The sequence below is a fragment of the Streptomyces sp. PH9007 genome, from assembly GCF_059813725.1.
In genome coordinates this window covers 5,713,360-5,732,915 of the sequence record NZ_CM187440.1, presented here as the reverse complement: position 1 = coordinate 5,732,915, position 19,556 = coordinate 5,713,360, and the positions used below count along the sequence as shown (strand labels likewise).

General features: G+C 72.8%; 17 protein-coding genes and 1 riboswitch. Of the genes, 5 read left to right on the top strand and 12 right to left on the bottom strand.

The window, feature by feature from the left end:
• Window positions 1-14: 14 nt before the first annotated feature.
• The 3 genes from ACTFAP_RS26290 to ACTFAP_RS26280 all read right to left on the bottom strand — a co-directional run bounded on the left by ACTFAP_RS26290 (window position 15) and on the right by ACTFAP_RS26280 (window position 5,594).
• Complete coding sequence (locus ACTFAP_RS26290; RefSeq protein ID WP_495682627.1) at window positions 15-2,477, bottom strand: Tex-like N-terminal domain-containing protein; 2,463 nt, start codon at window positions 2,475-2,477, stop codon at window positions 15-17.
• Between the two features lie 103 nt (window positions 2,478-2,580).
• Entirely contained in the window at window positions 2,581-4,845 is a 2,265-nt protein-coding gene (locus tag ACTFAP_RS26285; protein WP_500467604.1) for an MMPL family transporter, read from the bottom strand.
• A 122-nt stretch (window positions 4,846-4,967) separates the two neighbouring features.
• The gene (locus ACTFAP_RS26280; protein ID WP_500467603.1) at window positions 4,968-5,594 is read right to left on the bottom strand and encodes a TetR/AcrR family transcriptional regulator; all 627 of its coding nucleotides are present in this window, start codon (window positions 5,592-5,594) and stop codon (window positions 4,968-4,970) included.
• Between the two features lie 122 nt (window positions 5,595-5,716).
• On the opposite strand from ACTFAP_RS26280, the gene ACTFAP_RS26275 reads away from it, so the two are divergent.
• Window positions 5,717-6,340, top strand: coding sequence for a TetR family transcriptional regulator (locus tag ACTFAP_RS26275; RefSeq protein ID WP_500467602.1), 624 nt, complete (start codon window positions 5,717-5,719; stop codon window positions 6,338-6,340).
• 24 nt (window positions 6,341-6,364) lie between these two features.
• On the opposite strand, the gene ACTFAP_RS26270 is transcribed toward ACTFAP_RS26275, so the two are convergent.
• Window positions 6,365-6,751, bottom strand: a complete 387-nt coding sequence (locus ACTFAP_RS26270; RefSeq protein WP_390126105.1) for a winged helix-turn-helix transcriptional regulator — start codon at window positions 6,749-6,751, stop codon at window positions 6,365-6,367.
• 108 nt (window positions 6,752-6,859) lie between these two features.
• Between ACTFAP_RS26270 and ACTFAP_RS26265 the strand changes: the two genes are divergently transcribed.
• The gene (locus ACTFAP_RS26265; protein WP_495682624.1) at window positions 6,860-7,714 is read left to right on the top strand and encodes an NAD(P)H-binding protein; all 855 of its coding nucleotides are present in this window, start codon (window positions 6,860-6,862) and stop codon (window positions 7,712-7,714) included.
• Window positions 7,715-7,943: 229 nt separating this feature from the next.
• Entirely contained in the window at window positions 7,944-8,357 is a 414-nt protein-coding gene (locus ACTFAP_RS26260; protein ID WP_495682623.1) for an ATP-binding protein, read from the top strand.
• Window positions 8,358-8,426: 69 nt separating this feature from the next.
• Here ACTFAP_RS26260 and ACTFAP_RS26255 read toward each other — a convergent pair whose 3' ends face one another.
• Genes ACTFAP_RS26255 through ACTFAP_RS26245 form a run of 3 tightly spaced genes read right to left on the bottom strand, consistent with a single transcriptional unit; the run spans window position 8,427 to window position 12,011 of the window.
• Window positions 8,427-9,074 (bottom strand): DUF1707 domain-containing protein, encoded by a 648-nt coding sequence (locus tag ACTFAP_RS26255; RefSeq protein ID WP_495682622.1) that lies wholly within the window; start codon window positions 9,072-9,074, stop codon window positions 8,427-8,429.
• A gap of 9 nt (window positions 9,075-9,083) precedes the next feature.
• On the bottom strand, window positions 9,084-11,210 hold the full coding sequence (locus ACTFAP_RS26250) for an ABC transporter substrate-binding protein (RefSeq protein ID WP_500467601.1): 2,127 nt from the start codon (window positions 11,208-11,210) through the stop codon (window positions 9,084-9,086).
• 30 nt (window positions 11,211-11,240) lie between these two features.
• On the bottom strand, window positions 11,241-12,011 hold the full coding sequence (locus ACTFAP_RS26245) for a hypothetical protein (RefSeq protein WP_495682620.1): 771 nt from the start codon (window positions 12,009-12,011) through the stop codon (window positions 11,241-11,243).
• A 151-nt stretch (window positions 12,012-12,162) separates the two neighbouring features.
• Between ACTFAP_RS26245 and ACTFAP_RS26240 the strand changes: the two genes are divergently transcribed.
• Window positions 12,163-13,221, top strand: a complete 1,059-nt coding sequence (locus tag ACTFAP_RS26240; RefSeq protein ID WP_495682619.1) for an aminotransferase class V-fold PLP-dependent enzyme — start codon at window positions 12,163-12,165, stop codon at window positions 13,219-13,221.
• 10 nt (window positions 13,222-13,231) lie between these two features.
• On the opposite strand, the gene ACTFAP_RS26235 is transcribed toward ACTFAP_RS26240, so the two are convergent.
• Both ACTFAP_RS26235 and ACTFAP_RS26230 read right to left on the bottom strand, forming a co-directional pair.
• Window positions 13,232-14,002 carry an endonuclease V gene (locus ACTFAP_RS26235; RefSeq protein ID WP_500467600.1) on the bottom strand — a complete coding sequence of 257 codons (771 nt, stop codon included), beginning with the start codon at window positions 14,000-14,002 and terminating at the stop codon, window positions 13,232-13,234.
• Between the two features lie 18 nt (window positions 14,003-14,020).
• Window positions 14,021-15,490: a glycine hydroxymethyltransferase gene (locus ACTFAP_RS26230; RefSeq protein WP_500467599.1), complete on the bottom strand. Its 1,470-nt coding sequence runs from the start codon at window positions 15,488-15,490 to the stop codon at window positions 14,021-14,023.
• 22 nt (window positions 15,491-15,512) lie between these two features.
• A riboswitch (ZMP/ZTP riboswitch) is annotated at window positions 15,513-15,611 on the bottom strand.
• A gap of 82 nt (window positions 15,612-15,693) precedes the next feature.
• Between ACTFAP_RS26230 and ACTFAP_RS26225 the strand changes: the two genes are divergently transcribed.
• Window positions 15,694-15,930, top strand: a complete 237-nt coding sequence (locus ACTFAP_RS26225) for a dodecin (RefSeq protein WP_495682616.1) — start codon at window positions 15,694-15,696, stop codon at window positions 15,928-15,930.
• A gap of 19 nt (window positions 15,931-15,949) precedes the next feature.
• On the opposite strand, the gene ACTFAP_RS26220 is transcribed toward ACTFAP_RS26225, so the two are convergent.
• The 3 genes from ACTFAP_RS26220 to ACTFAP_RS26210 all read right to left on the bottom strand — a co-directional run bounded on the left by ACTFAP_RS26220 (window position 15,950) and on the right by ACTFAP_RS26210 (window position 19,549).
• Window positions 15,950-16,732, bottom strand: coding sequence for an enoyl-CoA hydratase-related protein (locus ACTFAP_RS26220; RefSeq protein WP_495682615.1), 783 nt, complete (start codon window positions 16,730-16,732; stop codon window positions 15,950-15,952).
• A 16-nt stretch (window positions 16,733-16,748) separates the two neighbouring features.
• Window positions 16,749-17,822, bottom strand: coding sequence for a cytochrome P450 (locus ACTFAP_RS26215; RefSeq protein WP_495682614.1), 1,074 nt, complete (start codon window positions 17,820-17,822; stop codon window positions 16,749-16,751).
• A gap of 338 nt (window positions 17,823-18,160) precedes the next feature.
• Entirely contained in the window at window positions 18,161-19,549 is a 1,389-nt protein-coding gene (locus ACTFAP_RS26210; RefSeq protein ID WP_495682613.1) for a cytochrome P450, read from the bottom strand.
• Window positions 19,550-19,556 lie beyond the last annotated feature (7 nt).

The window sequence follows — 19,556 nt, the reverse complement described above, 5'->3', positions numbered from 1 at the left end:
CCGTACGGTGCTGATCAGCGGCCCCGGCCGCCCCGGCCACCGTTTCCGCCGCCGTTGCCGTTGCCGCCACCGAGCAGTCCGGCGCGGCGCAGGGCGTCGGCCATGGCACCGTTGGCGGGCTGCGCCGCCGGCGCGGCACCGCCGCGGCCCTGGCGCGCCCCGGCACCGCCCTGCCGGCCGCCCCGGCCGCCGCGCTGCTCCCCCTGGCCGCCGCCGCGCCGGTCGCGCTGACGCGGGGCGCCGGCACCGTCCCGCTCGGCGCGCCCGCCGCCGGCCGGGCGCTCCTCGTCCAGGCGCAGGGTCAGCGAGATCCGCTGCCGCTTCACGTCCACGTCCAGGACCTTGACCCGGACGATGTCGCCCGGCTTGACCACCTCGCGGGGGTCGGAGACGAACTTGGCGGACATCGCCGAGACATGGACCAGACCGTCCTGGTGGACGCCGACGTCGACGAAGGCGCCGAAGGCGGCGACGTTGGAGACCACGCCCTCCAGCACCATGCCGGGCTCCAGGTCGCCGATCTTCTCCACGCCCTCCTTGAAGCGGGCCGCGCGGAATTCGGGGCGCGGGTCACGGCCCGGCTTCTCCAGCTCGCCCAGGATGTCGGTGACGGTGGGCAGGCCGAAGGTGTCGTCCACGTAGTCCGCGGGCCGCAGCCCGCGCAGCGCGGCGCTGTCACCGATCAGCGCGCCGACCTCCCTGCCGGTCTCGCGCACGATGCGGCGCACCACCGGGTACGCCTCGGGGTGCACCGCCGAGGCGTCCAGCGGGTCCTCGCCGTCGCGGATCCGCAGGAAGCCCGCGCACTGCTCGAACGCCTTGGGGCCGAGCCGGGAGACGTCCTTGAGGGCCCGGCGGCTGTGGAAGGGGCCGTTGGTGTCGCGGTGGGCCACGATCAGCTTGGCCAGCGTTCCGGAGATGCCCGAGACCCGGGACAGCAGCGGCACGGAGGCGGTGTTGACGTCGACGCCGACGCCGTTCACGCAGTCCTCGACCACCGCGTCCAGGGAGCGGGAGAGCTTCACCTCGGACAGGTCGTGCTGGTACTGGCCGACGCCGATGGAGCGCGGGTCGATCTTCACCAGCTCGGCGAGCGGGTCCTGGAGCCGGCGGGCGATGGAGACGGCGCCGCGCAGCGACACATCGAGGTCGGGCAGTTCCTCCCCCGCGTAGGCGGAGGCGGAGTAGACGGAGGCGCCCGCCTCGGAGACCACCATCTTGGTCAGCTTGGCCGGGGCGAGGGCGGAGATCAGTTCGCCGGCCAGCTTGTCGGTCTCGCGCGAGGCGGTGCCGTTGCCGATGGCGATGAGTTCCACCCCGTGTTCGGTGACCAGGGTGCCCAGCCGGGCCAGCGCCTCGGTCCAGTTGCGGCGCGGGGCGTGCGGGTAGATTGTGTCGGTGGCCGCGACCTTGCCGGTGGCGTCGACGACGGCGACCTTCACGCCGGTGCGCAGCCCGGGGTCCAGGCCCATGGTGGCGCGGGTGCCCGCGGGGGCGGCGAGCAGCAGGTCGCGCAGGTTGGCGGCGAAGACGTCGACGGCCTCGTCCTCGGCGGCGGTGCGCAGCCGGGTGCGCAGGTCGATGCCGAGGTGCACCAGGATGCGGGTGCGCCAGGACCAGCGGACGGTCTCGGCCAGCCAGGCGTCGCCGGGGCGGCCCCGGTCACTGATGCCGAACCGGTGGGCGATGGCCCGTTCGTAGGCGCTGGGGCCGTCCTGTGCCGGTGCGGCGTCGGCGGGCTCGGGGTCGAGGGTGAGATCGAGGATCTCCTCCTTCTCGCCGCGCAGCATGGCCAGGATCCGGTGCGAGGGCAGCTTGGTGAAGGGCTCGGCGAAGTCGAAGTAGTCGGCGAATTTGGCGCCGGCCTCCTCCTTGCCCTCGCGGACCTTGGCCGCCACCCGGCCGGTGGTCCACATCTTCTCGCGCAGCTCACCGAGCAGGTCGGCGTCCTCGCCGAAGCGTTCGGTGAGGATGGCGCGGGCGCCGGTGAGGGCGGCGGCGGCGTCGGGGACGCCCTTGGCCTCGTCGGTGAACGCGGCGGCTGCCGTCTGCGGATCGACGCCGGGGTCGGCCAGCAGGCCGTCTGCCAGCGGTTCGAGGCCGGCCTCGCGGGCGATCTGCGCCTTGGTGCGGCGCTTGGGCTTGTAGGGCAGGTAGATGTCCTCGAGCCTGGCCTTGGTCTCGGCGGCGTTGATCCGCTGCTCCAGGGCGTCGTCCAGCTTGCCCTGGCCGCGGATCGACTCCAGGATCGCCGCGCGGCGCTCCTCCAGCTCGCGCAGATAACGCAGCCGTTCCTCCAGGGCGCGCAGCTGGGCGTCGTCCAGCATGCCGGTGGCCTCTTTGCGGTAGCGGGCGATGAACGGCACCGTGGAGCCGCCGTCCAGCAGCCCCACCGCGGACGTCACCTGCCCCTCCCGTACGCCCAGTTCCTCGGCGATCCTGCTCTCGATGGACCTGCCCGCCACGGACTGTGTCACGTCTCACGCTCCGCTTTCCCGGCGCGCTCTGCGCCGCGCTGTGCATTGTGGCAGGCGGCGCCGACACTCGGGCCGCCTGCCACGCGCGGAGCGCTGAACCGTTTTACGGCACGGCCGCCTCGTGGGTCTTCGTCCCGTCCCGTGGTGCGCCGAGGCGCTGTTGCAGCTTCTCGCCCTCCACGTCGACGTCGGGCAGCACCCGTTCCAGCCAGGACGGCAGCCACCAGGCGGACCGGCCGAGCAGGCCCAGGACGGCGGGCACCAGGGTCATCCGCACGACGAAGGCGTCGAAGAAGACGGCGATGGCCAGGCCGAGGCCGATCATCTTGACCATGGGTTCGGTGGAGCCGACGAACCCGGCGAAGACGCTGATCATGATGATGGCGGCGGCGGTGACGACCCGGGCGCCGTGCCGGAATCCGGTGACGACGGCCTCGGCGGGGCTCTGGCCGTGGACGTACGCCTCGCGCATGCGGGTGACCAGGAACACCTCGTAGTCCATGGCGAGTCCGAAGACCACGCCGACCAGGAAGATCGGCATCAGGCTCATCACCGGTCCGGTCTCCTCGACGCCGAACAGGCCGCCCAGCCAGCCCCACTGGAAGACCGCGACGACGGCGCCGAGGGCGGCCAGCACGGACAGCAGGAAGCCGAGGGCGGCCTTGAGCGGCACCAGCAGGGAGCGGAAGACGAGGATCAGCAGCAGGAAGGCGAGGCCGACGACGAGGGCCAGGTAGGGCAGCAGGGCATCGTTGAGCTTGTCGGAGACGTCGATGCCCATGGCGGTCTGGCCGGTGACCAGCAAGGTGGCGCCGGTGTCGGCGCGCAGCTGGCCCGCGCCGTCCCGGATGGCGGTCACCAGGTTCTCGGTCTCGGTGCTCAGCGGCTTGGAGGACGGGATCACGGTGAGGATGGCGGTGGAGCCGTCCTCGCTGAGCACCGGCTCGGTGACGACGGCGACATCGTCCAGGCCCTCGATGGTGGCCCTGGCGCGCTCGGCGGCGGAGCTGACGCCGCCATCGGTGTCCTGGCCGTCGACGGCCACCATCAGGGGGCCGTTGAAGCCGGCGCCGAAGGATTCGGCGAGCAGGTCGTAGGCGCGGCGCTGGGTGGTGTCGGTGGGCTGGGTCCCGTCGTCGGGCAGGCCCAGTTCCATCTGGGTGGCGGGCAGGGCGAGGGTGCCCAGGCCGAGGACGGCGACCAGCAGGACGGCGAGCGGGCGGCGCAGCACGAAGCGGGCCCAGCGGGTGCCCATGTTGGGGCGGGTGGCCGCCGGGCCGGGGTCCGTTGCGCCCGGGTCGCCGGTGCTGCCGGTGGTGGCGCTGGTGTCCTGTGCCGCGGGCCGGTTGCGGGTGCGCCGGGGCAGGATGCGGTCCCCGGCGAAGCCCAGCAGCGCGGGGATCATGGTGATGGCGATGAGGACGGCGATCAGTACCGAACCGGCGGCGGCCAGGCCCATCTTGGTGAGGATGGGGATGTTGACGACGGCGAGCCCGGCCAGCGCGATGATGACGGTGAGCCCGGCGAACACCACGGCGGAGCCCGCGGTGCCCAGCGCCCGTCCGGTGGCCTCCGGGTGGGAGTGGCCCTCGGCGAGTTCGGCCCGGTAGCGGGAGACGATGAACAAGGCGTAGTCGATGCCCACGGCGAGGCCGAGCATCATCGCCAGGATGGGGGTGGTGCCGTCGAGGCCGAGCGGACCGGTGAGCGCGGTGATGGTGGCCACCGCGACGCCGACCCCGATCAGCGCGGTGAGCAGCGGCAGTCCGGCGGAGATGAGGGAGCCGAGGGTGATGACGAGGACGACGGCGGCCACGGCGACCCCGATGACCTCGGTGATGCCGGTGGCGGGGATCTGGAGGAGGGCGTCGCCGCCGATCTCCACGGTCAGCCCGGTGGCACGTCCCGCCTCGGCGGCGCCCTCCAGCGCGTCGCGGTCCGCGTCCTCCAGTTCCAGGCCCTTGACCAGGTAGGAGACCTGGGCGTACGCGGTGGACCCGTCCTCGCTGATGGCCTGGGACTCGTACGGGTCGGCGACGTTGGCCACCAGGCCGGACCCCGAGCGCAGGTCGGCGACCAGGTCCTGGACGGCGCTCTGGTGGGTGGGGTCGGTGATCAGTTCGCCTTCGGGGGCGCGGATCACGACGCGGGCGGTGGCCCCGTCGGCGCCGGAGCCGGGGTAACGCTCGTTCAGCAGGTCGAACGCCTGCTGTGCCTCGGTGCCGGGGATGGTGAACTCGGTCGAGCCGGGTTCGGAGTTGGTGGCGGCGCCGGCGCCCGCGAGGCCGAGCAGCACCACCCACAGCAGCACGATCCAGCGCCGCCGTACGAAGGAGAAGCGGCCCATTCTGTAGAGGAAAGTCGCCATGATGCGGGGGTCTCCTGATCAAGCATGTGGCGTGATAGGGGTTCGGTGGCGAGCGGTGCCGTCCCGGCGGCCGTCGGGGCGGCCGGTCCGGGTGGGCGGGGAGACGGGACGTCGGGGTCGGGTCAGGGGCGGGGGTTCTCCGGCCGCAGCAGCAGGGCGGGCAGCACGACCGAGTCCAGGAAGTGCTCCAGGTAGGGGCCGTCCGCGTAGTCGTCCTCGATCAGCGGGCGGGCGAGGAGCGCGCCGAGCAGGGCGTGGACGACGTAGCCGAGGGCCGGGTTGCCGGGGTCCACCTCGCCGCGTTCCGCGCCGCGGGCCAGCGCCCGTTCCAGGACCTCGCTCTCCGGGCGGATCAGCATCTCCCGCATGGCCAGTCGCAGATCCCCGTCCTGGCGGGCGGCGTGGGTGATGGCCTGGAGCAGTTCGGTGTCCTCGCCGGCGGCCTTGCCGGTGCGGCGGGTCATCTCCCGCAGATCGCCGGCAAGGGTGCCGGTGTCGATGTCCTCGATGTCGAACGGCTTGCCGTGCCGCAGTGCCGCGATGACCAGCTGGCCCTTGGTCCCCCACTGGCGGTAGAGGGTGGCTTTGCTGGATCTGGTGCGGGCGGCGATGGCGTCCATGGTGAGCGCGTCGTAGCCGCGCTCCCGCAGCAGTTCGAGCACGGCCTCGTACAGCTCGGCCTCGCGCTCGGGGGTGATCTTGCTGCGCGCGGTCCTGCGGGTGGACGCCTCGCCGGCCCGGCCCGTCATGCGGCCCCCAGTGGATCGAAACGGTGTCGTACACGTCAGAGCGTAGGACGCGCCCCATCGAAACGCAAGCGGATCGATACGCGACCGTTTCCATGTACATTTCAGCGACGTAACATGCCTGCATGGGACCCCACACCACCGCACCGGGAGCGCGCGCGAGCCACAAGCTGCGAACCCGGCAGGAGTTGCTGCGCCGCGGACTCGACCTGTTCCTCGACCGGGGGTACGGCCGTACGACGATCGGGGACGTCGCCCGCGAGGCGGGGGTCTCGGAGCGGACGTTCTTCCGCTACTTCGCCAGCAAGGAGGAGCTGGTTCTCCATCCGGTCCAGGAGATCACCGACCACTTCCTCACCGAGGCGGAACGGCGGCCGGAGCACGAACCACCGCTCATGGTGCTGCGGGAGGCGGGCGCCCGGGTCATGGAGATCACGGCCGCCCAGTCGCTGGAGACCGTCCTGCCGGCGCTGCGGCTGGTGTGCGTGGAGCCGGAACTGCGCGCCGCCCAGATGGTCCACTCCGCCGCGGCGCACCAGCGGATGGCCGCCGTGCTCGCCCGCCGCGAGCGCACCGCCCCCGGGGATCTGCGCCCCTCCCTGCTCGTCGGGGCCTACGTGGTGGCCTCGGCACTGGCGGCCCAGGACTGGACGCGGCGCGGCGACGGCTCGCTCGTGGCGCTCCAGCGCGCCACCAACGACCATCTGCGGCAGATGCCCGCCGCGCTGGCCGAGCGCTGGAGCGGCTGACCGGGGCCGGCCGGCCCGGGCGGATCAGCGGGTGGCGGCGGCGCGGGCCAGGTCGTACCGCTGCTGCCCCTCCTGCACCTGCGGCAGCCGCTCCTCCACCCAGCGGGCCAGGCCCCACACGTGGGCGGCTGCCTCCCGGCCCAGCTCGGTGAGCGAGTAGTCCACCCGGGGCGGGATCACCGGCTGCGCCGCCCGGTGCACGAACCCGTCGCGCTCCAGGGTCTGGAGGGTCTGGGCGAGCATCTTCTCGCTGATGCCGGAGATGGCCCGCCGCAGCTCGCTGAAGCGCAGCGACCCCTCGTCGCGCAGCAGCGCCAGCACCAGGACACCCCAGCGGCTGGTGACGTGCTCCAGCACGGCGCGGGAGGGACAGTCGGCGGCGTTCACATTGTGCTTCCTGCTCACATCCATGCCAGTAGCTTACTTCAAAGTGGGTACTTTCCCTGAGTTAGTGACCCGCCTACCGTGGGAGACGCACGCGACGTACGAGAAGAAACCATCCCCGAGGGAGTAGCGAGCATGCTGGTAGTCACGGGAGCCACCGGTCAGCTGGGACGACTGGTCATCGACGCCCTGCTGGCGTCGGTACCGGCCGATCAGGTGGCGGCGGTGGTGCGGGACGCGGCGAAGGCGGCCGACCTGGCGGAGCGCGGGGTCCGGCTCCGGATCGCCGACTACGACGACCCGGCCACCCTGCGCGGCGCCTTCGCGGCCGGCGACCGGGTGCTGCTGATCTCCGGCAACGAGGTCGGCCGGCGGATCCCGCAGCACACCGCGGTCATCGACGCCGCCCGGGAGGCGGGGGTGGCGCTGCTGGCCTACACCGGCGTGCTCGGCGGCCCGGCGGCCGACTTCACCCTGGCCGATGACCACAAGGGCACCGAGGAGGCGATCCTCGCCTCCGGGCTGCCGTACACCTTCCTGCGCAACGGCTGGTACCACGAGAACTACACGGCCCAGCTGGGCCCGGTGCTGGAGCACGGCCAGGTGGTGTCCGCCGCGGGCGAGGGCCGGGTCGCCTCCGCCTCCCGCGCCGACTACGCCGCCGCGGCGGCCGCGGTCCTGACCGGCGAGGGCCACGCGAACACGGTGTACGAGCTGAGCGGCGACACCGCCTGGAGCTTCGCCGAGTACGCCGCCGAGGTCGCCCGGCTCTCCGGCAAGGACATCACCTACAACGCCGTCACCGCCGAGCGGCAGACAGCGAACCTGGTGGCCGCCGGGCTCCCCGAGCCGTACGCCGCGATCCTGGTCGACGTGGACCTGGCCATCGCGCGCGGACTGCTCGCCGCCACCCCCGGTGACCTGGCACGACTGATCGGCCGGCCCACCACGCCGATCGCCGACGCGATCGCCGAAGCGCTCCGCGGCTGAGATCCGCGCGGCGGGCGATTCCGGTCAACTGACCGGCAGGCAGTGGCGTAAAGCCGTCCCCCGGCATTCGCCACTGCCTTCGCCACTCATCCGAGTGATATGAACTCCACATGTGCGGCTGAATTCCTTGCGGACTGCCGGGAGTCAGGGTCTGTGGGACCGGGGCAGAGTGCGAGACGGTACGCACCGCACGCGCTCACCGACACGCCCCTGAGCACATGGAGGGATCATGACGCTCGCCAGCCGGAGCACCGACGCCGCCCAGCCACTTTCCTACAGCTGGCTGCTGACGGCCAGACGATCGGACCTCGCCCACTTCCGGCGCCTCGCGAAGCTCGCGATGCGCGAATGGCAGCAGGAGGACGCCGTCACCGAAGTGGTGCTGCACGGAGTCACCGAACTGCTGTCCAATGTGGCCCGCCATGTACCCGATCCCCGCTGTCGGTTGGAGCTGTTCCTGGAGGACGGCGCGGTACGCGTCACCGTCCTGGACAGCTCCCCCGTCCTGCCGCGGATCACCCTCCCCGACTGGACCGCCGAAGAGGGCCGCGGACTGTGGCTGCTGCGCGAGATGGCGGACAGCATCGGGTTCGAACCCACCCCCGAGGGCAAACGGGTGTGGGTCAGGATCAGCGGCCGCTGACCGCCGCGGGCCACCGTGGCCTCGCCGCCGCCGTGTTGACGGTTTCACGACCCGGGGCGCAGCAGCGGTTCAGCTGCCCTGCTCCGGCCGCTCGTCGTCCCCGGCCTTGATCTTCTTGCGCACGACGCCGACGCCGCCCCAGAAGGCGAAGCCGGTGATCACCACGCGCGGTGCGCCGGGGGCGCCGGCCCGGCTGGCGTTCTGGTCGAAGCCGCCCATCAGGCCGAAGCCGCGCACCTCCACCTCGATCCCGGGCGGGACGGTGACCGAGACGCCGCCCATGACGGCGATGGCCCGGATGGTCACCTCGCGCTCCTCGAAGTTCGCCTCGCGCAGGTCGATGTTGCCGCCGCCCATGAAGGCGAACGTGCGGAAGCGGCGCGGGATCGTCCAGGCTCCGCGCCGGGTGAACCCGCCGAGGACGGCGATGGCCCCGCGGGTGGTGGCGCGGTGGCCGATCCGGGCGGCCCAGCCGGTGGCCGGTACGGGGACGGAGGCGCCGGCCGGCGCCGCGGCGGCCGGGGGGTCCACCCGCTCGGGCAGATCGCGGATCAGCGGCTCCAGTTCCGCGCGGGTCCTGGCCTCGTACACGGCGGTGAGCCGCTCGTCGAACTCCTCCATGACGAGCCGGCCCTCGGCCAGCCCCCGGCGCAGGATCTCGGCGTACTGCTCCCGCTCGGCGTCGGAGGCGCGGACCTCGGGCAACTCGCTCATCATGGCGGAAGCTTACTCATCGGAACCGGTGGTTGGGGCGGGCGCGGGACCCAGGAAACGGAATCGTCCGGCCTCCACCTCGTACTGGTAGGCGGCCGGGCCGGTGCCCGCGTAGTCGCCCGCCCGGTCGAAGGCCAGCGGGCGGGCGACCCCGTTGTAGGTGAGGGTGCGCAGCCGGCGCAGCACGTTGGCCCGGTTCAGGCTCTCGCCCTCCTCCAGGGTGCGCTGCATGGCGATGACCACCATGCGGGCCGCGTCGTAGCCCTCGGCGGCGTACGGTTCCGGGTCCTCGCCGAACCGGCGGCGGTGGACGGGGGCGAAGCCGCCGGCCCTGGTGTCGGAGGCGGGGTCGGTGTGGCCGGCCACGAACCGCCAGCCCTCGGCCGCCTGCCCCGCGTCGGAGAGGAAGAGCGGGTCCATGGCGGCCTCGCCGGCGATCGCGGTGCCGCTCCAGCCGGCGGCGCGCAGCGCGCGGGCGAGCCGGGCGGCGCCGTCCGGCAGTCCGCCGTAGACGACGGCGTCCACGCCCTCGGCGAGCAGTTCGGCCGTGACGGGGGCGAAGTCCTCGGTGCCGGCGGGCAGGACGCGGGGCACCAGCGCGACGCGGGTGCGGTCCACGGCACCGCTGACGGCCCGGGTGATGAGCCAGCTGTGGGTGTCGGCGGTGCGGTCGTCGACGAGGCCGATCCGGGCGGGCGGGTGCTCCCCGGCGGCGAGACAGCCGGGGATGGCGAGCCCCGTGGTGCCGGTGCCGGGGCGGCCGTGCAGGAGGACGGGGTAGTCGGCGCGGTGGGCGAGGTGGCCGACGGAGAGGCTCAGGACCGGCAGACCGGCGTCCTGGTAGACGGTGGCGGCGCTGTCGGCCACGGCGTCGCCGGTGGGCCCGATGACCATCAGCACGGCGGGATCGGCGGCCAGTTCGGCGGCGGCGCGGGCGGCGCTCGGCGGGTCGCCGACGTCGTCGTGGACGGCGAGTTCCAGCTGGAAGGGGAGGTTGCCGTGTTCGTTCAGCTCTTCGAGGGCCATGGTGATGCCGTGGTACTGGCCCCGGCCGTAGCGGGCCTGCGGGCCGGAGAGGTCGACGTGCAGGCCGATGGTCCATCGCGATCCGGCGGCGCCCGGGGCACCGGCCGTGCCCTTGGCCCGGCGCACCATCCAGGCCCCGAAGGCGGTGCCCCCGGCGACCACCAGTCCGGCCGCGGCGATCGCGATCAGCCCCCGCCGGGTGGGCGTTCCGGTGGCCGGCTCCGCCGTGTGCCCGCTCCCGGCCGCGGCCGTCCCGGATGCGGCCGGGCCGGCGGGGCCCGGGCGCGGTGCCGCCGGGCCGACGAGGCCGGAACCCACGGCGTCGTACCCCCGGGAGTACCGCCCCCGCTCCGGGTGCTGCGCCCTCGGCTCCCCGGGCGGGCCGGGGGTGTGCTCCTCCCCCGCCGGCGGGTGCTGCGCGCGGGCGGCGATCTCGGCGGTCAGGGCGGGCGGCAGCCAGCCCTCGCCCTGGTGCCCGCCCAGTTCCTCGCTCAGCTCCCGTGCCACCGGTCGCAGCACCGGGTCCGGGTCGAGGCAGGCCTGGAGGACCTCCAGCAGGCTGCGGGGGACGTCGGCCAGATCGGCCGGGTCGTCGTACGGGGTCCGGCCGGTCGCCGCGTACACCAGGACCTGGCCCAGCGCGAAGATGTCGGACGCCTCGTCACCGCGCACCACGGGACCGGCCGTGTCGGTGAGCCGGGGGCCGTCCGCCGCCAGCAGGATCTTGCCCGGGTGCAGCCCGCCGTGCGTCAGCCCGGCCGCGTGCAGGGCGCCGAGCGCGTCCGCCAGCATGCCGCCGAGCGCCCGCACCGACCGGCGGGGCAGCGGCCCGTGGGCCGCCACCGCCGATGGCAGTGCGGGCCCCGGCTCGTAGGGGTACGCCACCCAGGTGCCGTTCTCGTCCGTGCCGCCGCCCACCACCCGTACCAGGCACGGGTGGTGCACGACCGGTCCCCGGTAGGGGCGGCGCGGGCGGTGCAGCACCTTCAGGGCCAGCGGGGTACCGCCGACCGAGCGGGCCAGGTAGACCAGGCCCGTGCTGCCCTCGCCCAGCCGTCCCAGCAGACGGCAGCCGCCGATACGCGGCGGGTCGGACGGTCGTAGCGGCTCCATCGGCCGCGGCCCCTTTCCTGTGTGCGCGGCTCAGCGCAGCGCGCTCTCCACCCTGGCCAGCATCAGTTCCTGGGCGTCGGTCACGATCCGTTCGACGGCGGCCTCGTCGTACCCCTCGGTGCCCTTGACGGCGAGGGCCACGGTGACCGGGCCGCGCCGGGTGACGACCCACAGGTAGGGGTACGGGCCGCCGTACAGGTCGCTGGTGAACTCGCCGCCCTCGTGGATGAGATCGTCGGCGCGCAGCGGGCCGTCCGTGCTGTCCGGGTCGCCCATGGACAGCAGCCCGGTGACGCGTTCGTCCGCGCGCAGTTGCTGTCCGGGGCAGCGCAGCACCTCTTCGAGGATTCCGGCCATCCGCAGGTCGGCGGCGGCCACCGAGTCGTGGACGGTCACCGAGGACATCACCCGCAGCGGGCCCGCTCCCGTGGCTGTGGCGGGCAGTTCGCTGTTGCGGGTGAGGTTGGCCAGCACCTCGCCGGGCAGCGGCTCGCGGGTCCAGACGCAGTCCTGGCCGAGCACCGCCATGGTGTCCGGGTCCGCCTCGTAGGGGTTCTGGGGCAGGTAGCCGGGCCCGTAGTCGTGCGGCTGTGCGGAGACCGCGCGGGCCAGGGCGAGGGCGTCGTCGCGGCCGGTGGGCAGCCGGGCGGGGTCGGGTTCCCAGTCGGCGGGTTCCTCGGTGACCGGGGTGGCGTCGGTGTGCGATGCGGTGGCCGGGGCCGTGCCGTCGCCGGTGTCCGGGGTGCCGTGGCCGGAGCCGCAGCCCCCCAGCAGGGGGACGATGACCGCCGCCAGTGTCACGGCGCACGGTGCCGTCCTGCGGTGCCGCAATCCCTCGCCCTCCCCAGCTCGGCCGATCGGAGCGGCATCACCTTAGCGTTTCCGGGCGGCGACCGGGAGTGGCCGGATCAATGGAGTGGCCCGGGAGGTCCGGCGGCAGGAAACTGTCGCCATGGAGACGACACTGCGTGCCGAGTACGCGTTGCGGAAGGTCTATCTGGATACGGCGAGCCACGGGGTACTGCCGGCCCGTACGGTACGGGCGTTGGAGGCGGCGGTCGCGGAGATGGCGGACGGCCGGGTCGATCAGATGGCCGGGTTCGCGACGGTGGAGGGAGCCCGGGAGGCGTACGCCCGGATCGCGGGCGTCGAGCCGGGACGAGTGGCGATCGGGGCGAGCGTGGCGGGGCATGTCGGCACGGTGGCCAGGTCGTTGCCGGCCGGGGCCGAGGTGCTGTGCGCCGAGGACGAGTTCTCCTCGGTGGTCAACCCGTTCGCCGCCCGGGGGGATCTGGTGGTGCGTGAGGTGCCGCTGGAGAAACTCGCGGAGGCGGTGACGGCGGGGACGGCGCTGGTGGCGGTCAGCGCGGCGCAGTCGATCGACGGGCGGCTGGCGGACCTGCGCGCGGTGCGTGAGGCGGCGCGCGGGTACGGGGCGCGGGTCATGGTGGACGCCACGCAGGCGATGGGCTGGCTGCCGCTGTCGGCGGCGGATTTCGACTACACGGTGTGCGACACGTACAAGTGGCTGCTCGGTCCGCGCGGGGTGTCCTTCCTGACGATGCCGGCGGACGGGGGCGCCCTCGCGCCGGCCGGGGCCGGCTGGGTGTCGGCGCGGGACCCGTGGGCCACGTGCTACGGGGTGGTGCGGGACCCGGCGCCCGGCGCCCGGCGGTTCGACGACAGTTACGCCCTGCTGCCGGGGATCGGGACGGCCGCCTCGCTGTCGCTGGTGGAGGAGGTGGGGACGGCGGCGATCGCGGCGCACGACGTGGCGCTGGCGCGGCGGTTCCGGGCGGGTCTGGCCACATTGGGGTACGAGCCGGTGCCGGGTGACGCGCCGATCGTGTCGGTGCCCGGGATCGGGGCGGCGGCCGGGGACCTGCTGGAGCGGGGCATCCGGGTCTCCGCCCGGGGCGGCCGGCTGCGTGCGTCGTTCCATCTGTACAACACGGGCGCGGACGTGGACCGGCTGCTGGAGGCGCTGCCGGCCCCGGGGCGGGCCGGGTGAGCTCCCCCGGCTAACGCTGGGAGGTGTCCCCAGGGTGCGCGGTGGCGGCCTTGAGCGCCGCCCGGCACAGCTGGTCGGCGGCGCGGGTGGTTTCGGGGAGGCGGTAGCGGCGGGCCAGGTTCAGCACGTGCGCGCAGGCGGTGGGGAGGGAGACGCGGTGGCCGGTGGAGACGAAGACCGGTTTGACGCCGGGCTGCGTGCGCAGCGCGCGGCCGACCTCCTCCCCGTGGAACGCCCGTTCCGTGCCGTGGGCGGTGGCCGTCCCGTCCGCGTCCTGCGGGCCGTCCGTGTCGTCCACCAGCGGTGACCAGGCGCCGCGTTCGGGGCCCGGCGGCCGGTGGCGGAAGGTGAAGGGGTTCTTGGCGACGCCGATGGCGGGCAGTCCGGTCAGTACCCCGAGGTGGGCGGCGAGGCCGAAGCGGCGGGGGTGGGCGGTGCCGTAGCCGTCGCACACGACCAGGTCGGGCGGGGTTTCCAGGCGTCCCAGGGCGTCCAGCACGGCGGGCAGTTCGCGGTAGGCGAGCAGGCCGGGCCGGTAGGGGAAGGCGACCGGCCCGGTGGCGGTCGCCCGCTCCCGTACCTCCAGCGTCCGCGCGTCCAGGGTGACGGCGGCCGCGGCGACGATGCCGCGCTCGTCGTCGTATGCCACATCCACCCCGGCGACCGTGGCGGGGGCACCGGGCGCGGGCCCGCTGTCCTCGTGGCTGACGTGCGCGCGCAGCGTCAGCTGACGGGCGATCGCCTCGTCCTCGGTGGCCGGGGTGGTGTGGTGGAGATGCATCGTCGCTGGTGCCGCGGCTCAGCCGAGGTCGACGTTCGGGTACAGCGGGTGCTTGGCCAGCAGGTCGGCGGAGCGCTCGCGCACCTGCTCGGCGACGCCGTCGGCCAGGGTGTAGGCGGCCTTGGAGGGCTTGCCGTTCTTGGTGGTGCCGGGGGTGGTGGCGGAGAGCACGGTGTGGATCAGCTCGGCGACCTCGTCCATGCCGTCGGTGTCCACGCCGCGGGTGGTGAGGGCGGGGGTGCCGACGCGGATGCCGGAGGTGTACCAGGCGCCGTTGGGGTCGCGCGGGATGGCGTTGCGGTTGGTGACGATGCCGGCGTCCAGCAGCGCGGCCTCGGCCTGACGGCCGGTCAGCCCGTAGCCGGAGACGTCGATGAGCGCCAGGTGGTTGTCGGTGCCCCCGGTGACCAGGGCGCCGCCGCGCCGCAGCAGGCCCTGGGCCAGCGCGTCGGCGTTGTCGACGACGCGCTGGGCGTAGTCGCGGAAGGAGGGCTGCCGGGCCTCGGCGAGGGCGACGGCCTTGGCGGCCATGACGTGCGGCAGCGGGCCGCCCAGGACCATGGGGCAGCCGCGGTCGACCTGGTCGGCCAGCGAGTCGTCGCACAGCACCATGCCGCCGCGCGGGCCGCGCAGGGACTTGTGGGTGGTGGTGGTGACGATCTGGGCGTGCGGGACCGGGTCGAAGTCGCCGGTGAGGACCTTGCCGGCGACCAGGCCCGCGAAGTGCGCCATGTCGACCATGAGGGTGGCGCCGACCTCGTCGGCGATCTCGCGCATGGTGGCGAAGTTGACCAGCCGCGGGTAGGCGGAGTAGCCGGCGATGAGGATCAGCGGGCGGAACTCGCGGGCGGCCTCGCGGACGGCGGCGTAGTCCAGCAGGCCGGTGGCCGGGTCGGTGCCGTAGCTGCGCTGCTCGAACATCTTGCCGGAGATATTGGGGCGGAAGCCGTGGGTGAGGTGGCCGCCGGCGTCCAGGGACATGCCGAGCATGCGCTGGTTGCCCAGGTCGCGGCGGAGTTCGGCCCAGTCGGCCTCGGTGAGGTCGTTGACCTGGCGGGCCTGGGCGCGCTCCAGGGCGGGGGCCTCGACGCGGGCGGCGAGGACGGACCAGAAGGCGACGAGGTTGGCGTCGATGCCGGAGTGCGGCTGGACGTAGGCGTGGCGGGCGCCGAAGAGTTCGCGGGCGTGCTCGGCGGCGATCGACTCGACGGTGTCGACGTTTTTGCAGCCGGCGTAGAAGCGGCGGCCGATGGTGCCCTCGGCGTACTTGTCGCTGAACCAGTTGCCCATGGCCAGCAGGGTGGCCGGGGAGGCGTAGTTCTCCGAGGCGATGAGCTTGAGCGAGGAGCGCTGGTCGGCCAGCTCGGCGCCGATGGCGTCCGCGATGCGGGGCTCGACGCCGCGTACCGCGTCGATGGCGGCGCGGAAGGCGGTGGACTCGGTGCCGAGCGCGCCGGTGGGGTCGTTCGGGGTGGGCTGAGTGGTCATACGGGGCCTCCTGGACGGATGTCGCGATGGCCCAGGCGCACGGCTCTCCAGCATCGCGCGACGGCGAAGGCCGCTCCCCGATGGTTGCTCCCATCCCGACGCGCCAGTCACGGCCCGCGGCGAGCCTAGCACTCGCGGATCGGCGTCCGCCGGTGCACGGTGGTAGGGGTGAGAGTGCCCGTCCGTGCTCCAGGGAGGCGGTTATGTCCGGTCACATCTACCGGGTGACGGAGATCGTCGGTTCGTCACCCGAGGGCCTGGACGCGGCGATCCGCAACGGGATCAGTCGCGCGTCCAGGACCTTGCGCCATCTCGACTGGTTCGAGGTGACCGAGGTACGCGGTCACCTCGTCGACGGCGCGATCGAGCACTATCAGGTCGGTCTGAAGGTCGGCTTCCGGCTGGACGGGGACGACGACGAGGAGAACGGCGCGGGCTGAGCGCCGCCCGGCGCCCCGCTCACAGCGTGCTCCGCTCCCCGCCGGCCGCCCGGCCCTGGTTCAGCGCCAGGGTCCCGGCCAGCAGGTCACCCTCCAGCAGGCTCGCGTCGGTGAGCCGGGCCACGGAGGAGTGCGCGTTCAGCACGGCCTTGGTGGTGCGCAGGGCGGTTCCCGGCCTGCGCAGCAGCGGCCGGATCCAGCCGTCCACGACGCCGTCCAGTTCCGCTTCGGGCACCACCTTGTGCAGCAGGGACAGCTCGCGCGCGGTGGCGGCGTCGAAGCTCTCACCGGTGAGGACGAGCTCCCGGACGCGGGCGGCGCCGCACTCGTGGAGCAGCCGGGGCAGGGCACCGCCCCAGGCCACCGGCAGCCCGACGGCGAGTTCCGGCAGCCGGTAGCGGGTGTCCTCGGCGGCGGCCCGCAGGTCGCAGAAGACGGCGAGGGCGATTCCGGCGCCGATCACGCGGCCCTGGAGCCGGGCGATGGTGACGGCGCCGGTGGTGGCGAGGGAGTCGCACACCCGCCGGGCCTTGCCGCTCAGGGCGCGCATCGCGGTGCCGCTCGGGTCCTCGGCCATCAGGCGTTCGAACTCGTTGCGGTCGGCGCCCAGACAGAAGTCGGCGCCGGTGGCGGAGAGCGTGAACACCCGGATCTCCGGGTGGTCGTGGATGAACTCCAGGACCGCCAGCAGTTCGTCGAGAACCGCCTCGGTCACCAGGTTGCCGTTCTCGGGCGTGTTCAGGCACGCGTGGACCACCGGGCCCTCGCGCTTGACGAGCAGGGTGGTGAAGTTGTCGGACATCCGGACTCCAGTTCGCTCAGCCGTCGACGACGTACAGCGCCCGCACCCGGCGGAAGGCGACCCGCGGCTCCCACTCCGGGGGCGCGCTGACACGCAGGGTGGGGAAGCGCCTGATGACGCGCTCCAGCAGGAGGGTGGCCTCCAGCCGGGCGAGGCCGGCGCCGATGCAGTAGTGGATGCCGCCGCCGAAGGACAGATGGGTGAGATGACCGCCCTTGCGCCGCAGGTCGAAGGTGTCGGGGTTGTCGTTGCGCGCCGGGTCGTGGTTGGCGGAGGCGATGACGATGTGGATCAGCTGGTCGCGGGCGACGGAGACACCGGCCAGATCCATGTCCTCGCCCGCGGCCCGGGTGGTGACGTGCACCGGCGGGTCATAGCGCAGCGCCTCCTCGACCGCCTGAGGGACCTCGTCGGGGTTGCGGCGCAGCAGGCTGAGCTGGTCGGGGTGCTGATCGAGGGTCCAGATCATGCTGGACAGAACCGTCGAGGTCGTCTCCAGGGCGGCGATGACGATGAACATCGCGAGGTAGTAGAGGGTTTCGTCGGCCTGGTCGCGGTCGGGCTCCAATTCGTCCCAGACGCGGATCCACCGGGACAGGACGTCGTCGCCCATGGTGGCGCGCCGGTCCCTGATCAATCCCGTGAAGTATTCACGCAGACCGAGGGTGGCGGTATTGGCAATGGCGAGCTGACTGGCCGAGGGAAGCAATTCCTGGGCGTACGCCTGACCGTGCGTCAAGGAGACCAGCAATTCGTGGTCGGCGCGCGGAATTCCCAGCCATTCGCCGATCGCCGCCACCGGGAGACGTTCGCTCACCAGTTCCGCGAAATCGGCCTCGCCGTCGCGCATCCGTTCGGCGAGCCCGTCGAGGAGTTCATCGACGATTCCGCCGAGGGGGGCGTAGAGCCGCCCGACGGTGTGCCGGTCGAAAAGATTTCCCAGCGCCCGGCGCTGCCGGGTGTGGTGGGGCGGGTTAATTCCCTGGAGTGCCTCGCCGAGTTCCCGTGAGGCGGGCGCCGACCAGCGCTTTTGATCGCCCTGGCGCGCCCGCCACTCACCGTCGAGTGCCTTCCACCTCTTGTCCCGCAATACCGTGTCACATATTTCATAGGTGGTGAGAAATTGAGCCCCCCAAGGGGTGGGGACCACGTCTCCCATTTCCCGGAATTTGGCATATATGGGATAGGGGTTGTCCTGTCCTTGTGCCGCGCGCAGTCGCGAAACCAAGGAGACCACGGACCGTGGATCGACTACTGTTCCCGATGTGACCGGCCCCACGATGACTCCCTGCATGTGCACCATCATTGACTCGGATGAATTTCACCGGCCGCTGGGCATGCGAACAGCCGGTCGAAATACGAAGGCCGTACTACCCGGATGCTTTGATGGTTTACACATGTCATGGGAATATGCTCATGTAACCTGCGTCACACGCGCCACCAGGCAAGGAACGAACTCCACACACTGCCCTTGCCCGGCTTGCTCGTGGGAACGTTTGAGCCACCGTTCGACCCGGTACCCGCACCGCCGGAGGAAGCCTGCGGCCGAGTGGGCCGCACCGGGGCGAAGCGCGCCGGCAGCGAGGTGAGACCCCGCTGGAACGGGCCCGGCCGCCACACCAGGGACTCCTCGGGCACCGCCAGCTCGATGTCGGGCAGCTGGTTGAGCAGTTTCTCGATCGCGGAGACCGCGATGAGCTGCGCCGGGTCCTTGGCCGGACAGGCATGCGGTCCGGCGCTCCACGCCAGGTGGGCGCGCTTGCTCAGGGTGTGCCGGGCGGAGGGCAGCGCGGGGTCGCTGTTGGCCGCGGCGAAGCTGATCAGCAGCAGCTCCCCGGCCTCCACCGGGACACCCATCAGGTCGGTGTCCTGCACCGGGTAGTGCGGGGCGTAGTTGGCCATCGGCGGGGCGTCCCACAGCACCGCGTCCAGCGCGTCCTCGACCAGCAGGGCACCGCCGAACTGCCCGCCCGAGTAACGGTCGTCGGAGAGGATCAGCTGGAGCCCGTTGGCGATCAGGTTGCGCTGCGGCTCCATGCCGGCGCTGATGAGCATGACCAGCTGATGGATCATCTCCTCGTCCGTCAGCTGCGAGGAGTGCTCCATCAGCCAGGACACCACGTCCTCGCCGGGGTTGGCGCGCTTGGCGGCGATCAGCTCCTGAAGTGCCGCCGACAGCTCCTTGTTGGCGCTGTCCGCGTCCACCCCGCCGTCGAAGATGCCCGAGGTGCCGTAGATGAGCCGGTCACCGATCTCCGGGGAGCAGCCGAACAGCTCGTTGAAGACCAGCAGGGGGAGCATCCGGGCGTACTCGGTCAGCAGGTCGACCGTGCCGCGGTGGCTGAACTGGCTGACCAGGTAGGTGGAGACGCGCTCCACGTGCCGGCTCAGCCGGTGCGCGTCGATGCGCGACAGGGAGTCGGTGATCGCCTGGCGCAGCCGCATGTGCTCCGCGCCGTCGGTGAACAGCGCGTTGGGCCGGTAGCCGAGCATCGGCAGCACCGGGTTGTCCTCCGCGATCCGCCCCTCCTTCAGGTCCGCCCACCTGCGGGCGTCCTTGGAGAAGCGCTCGGGGTTCTGCAGCACGTGCAGGGCCGCGGCGTAGTCCGTGACCAGCGTGGCCTCGACCCCGGGACTGAGCTCCACCGGGGCGGCCGGGCCGAACTGGCGCAGGTACGTGTAGAAGGACTGCGGGTCCGCCGCGAACTCCGGCCCGTACAGCGGGACGCTCTCGTACTCGTACTGCTCCTCGGTGGCACCTCCCTGGTGGGCCGGGCAGCCGGGCGGCGGACTGTCGTATCTGGGCTGGGGTTCCATCGATACT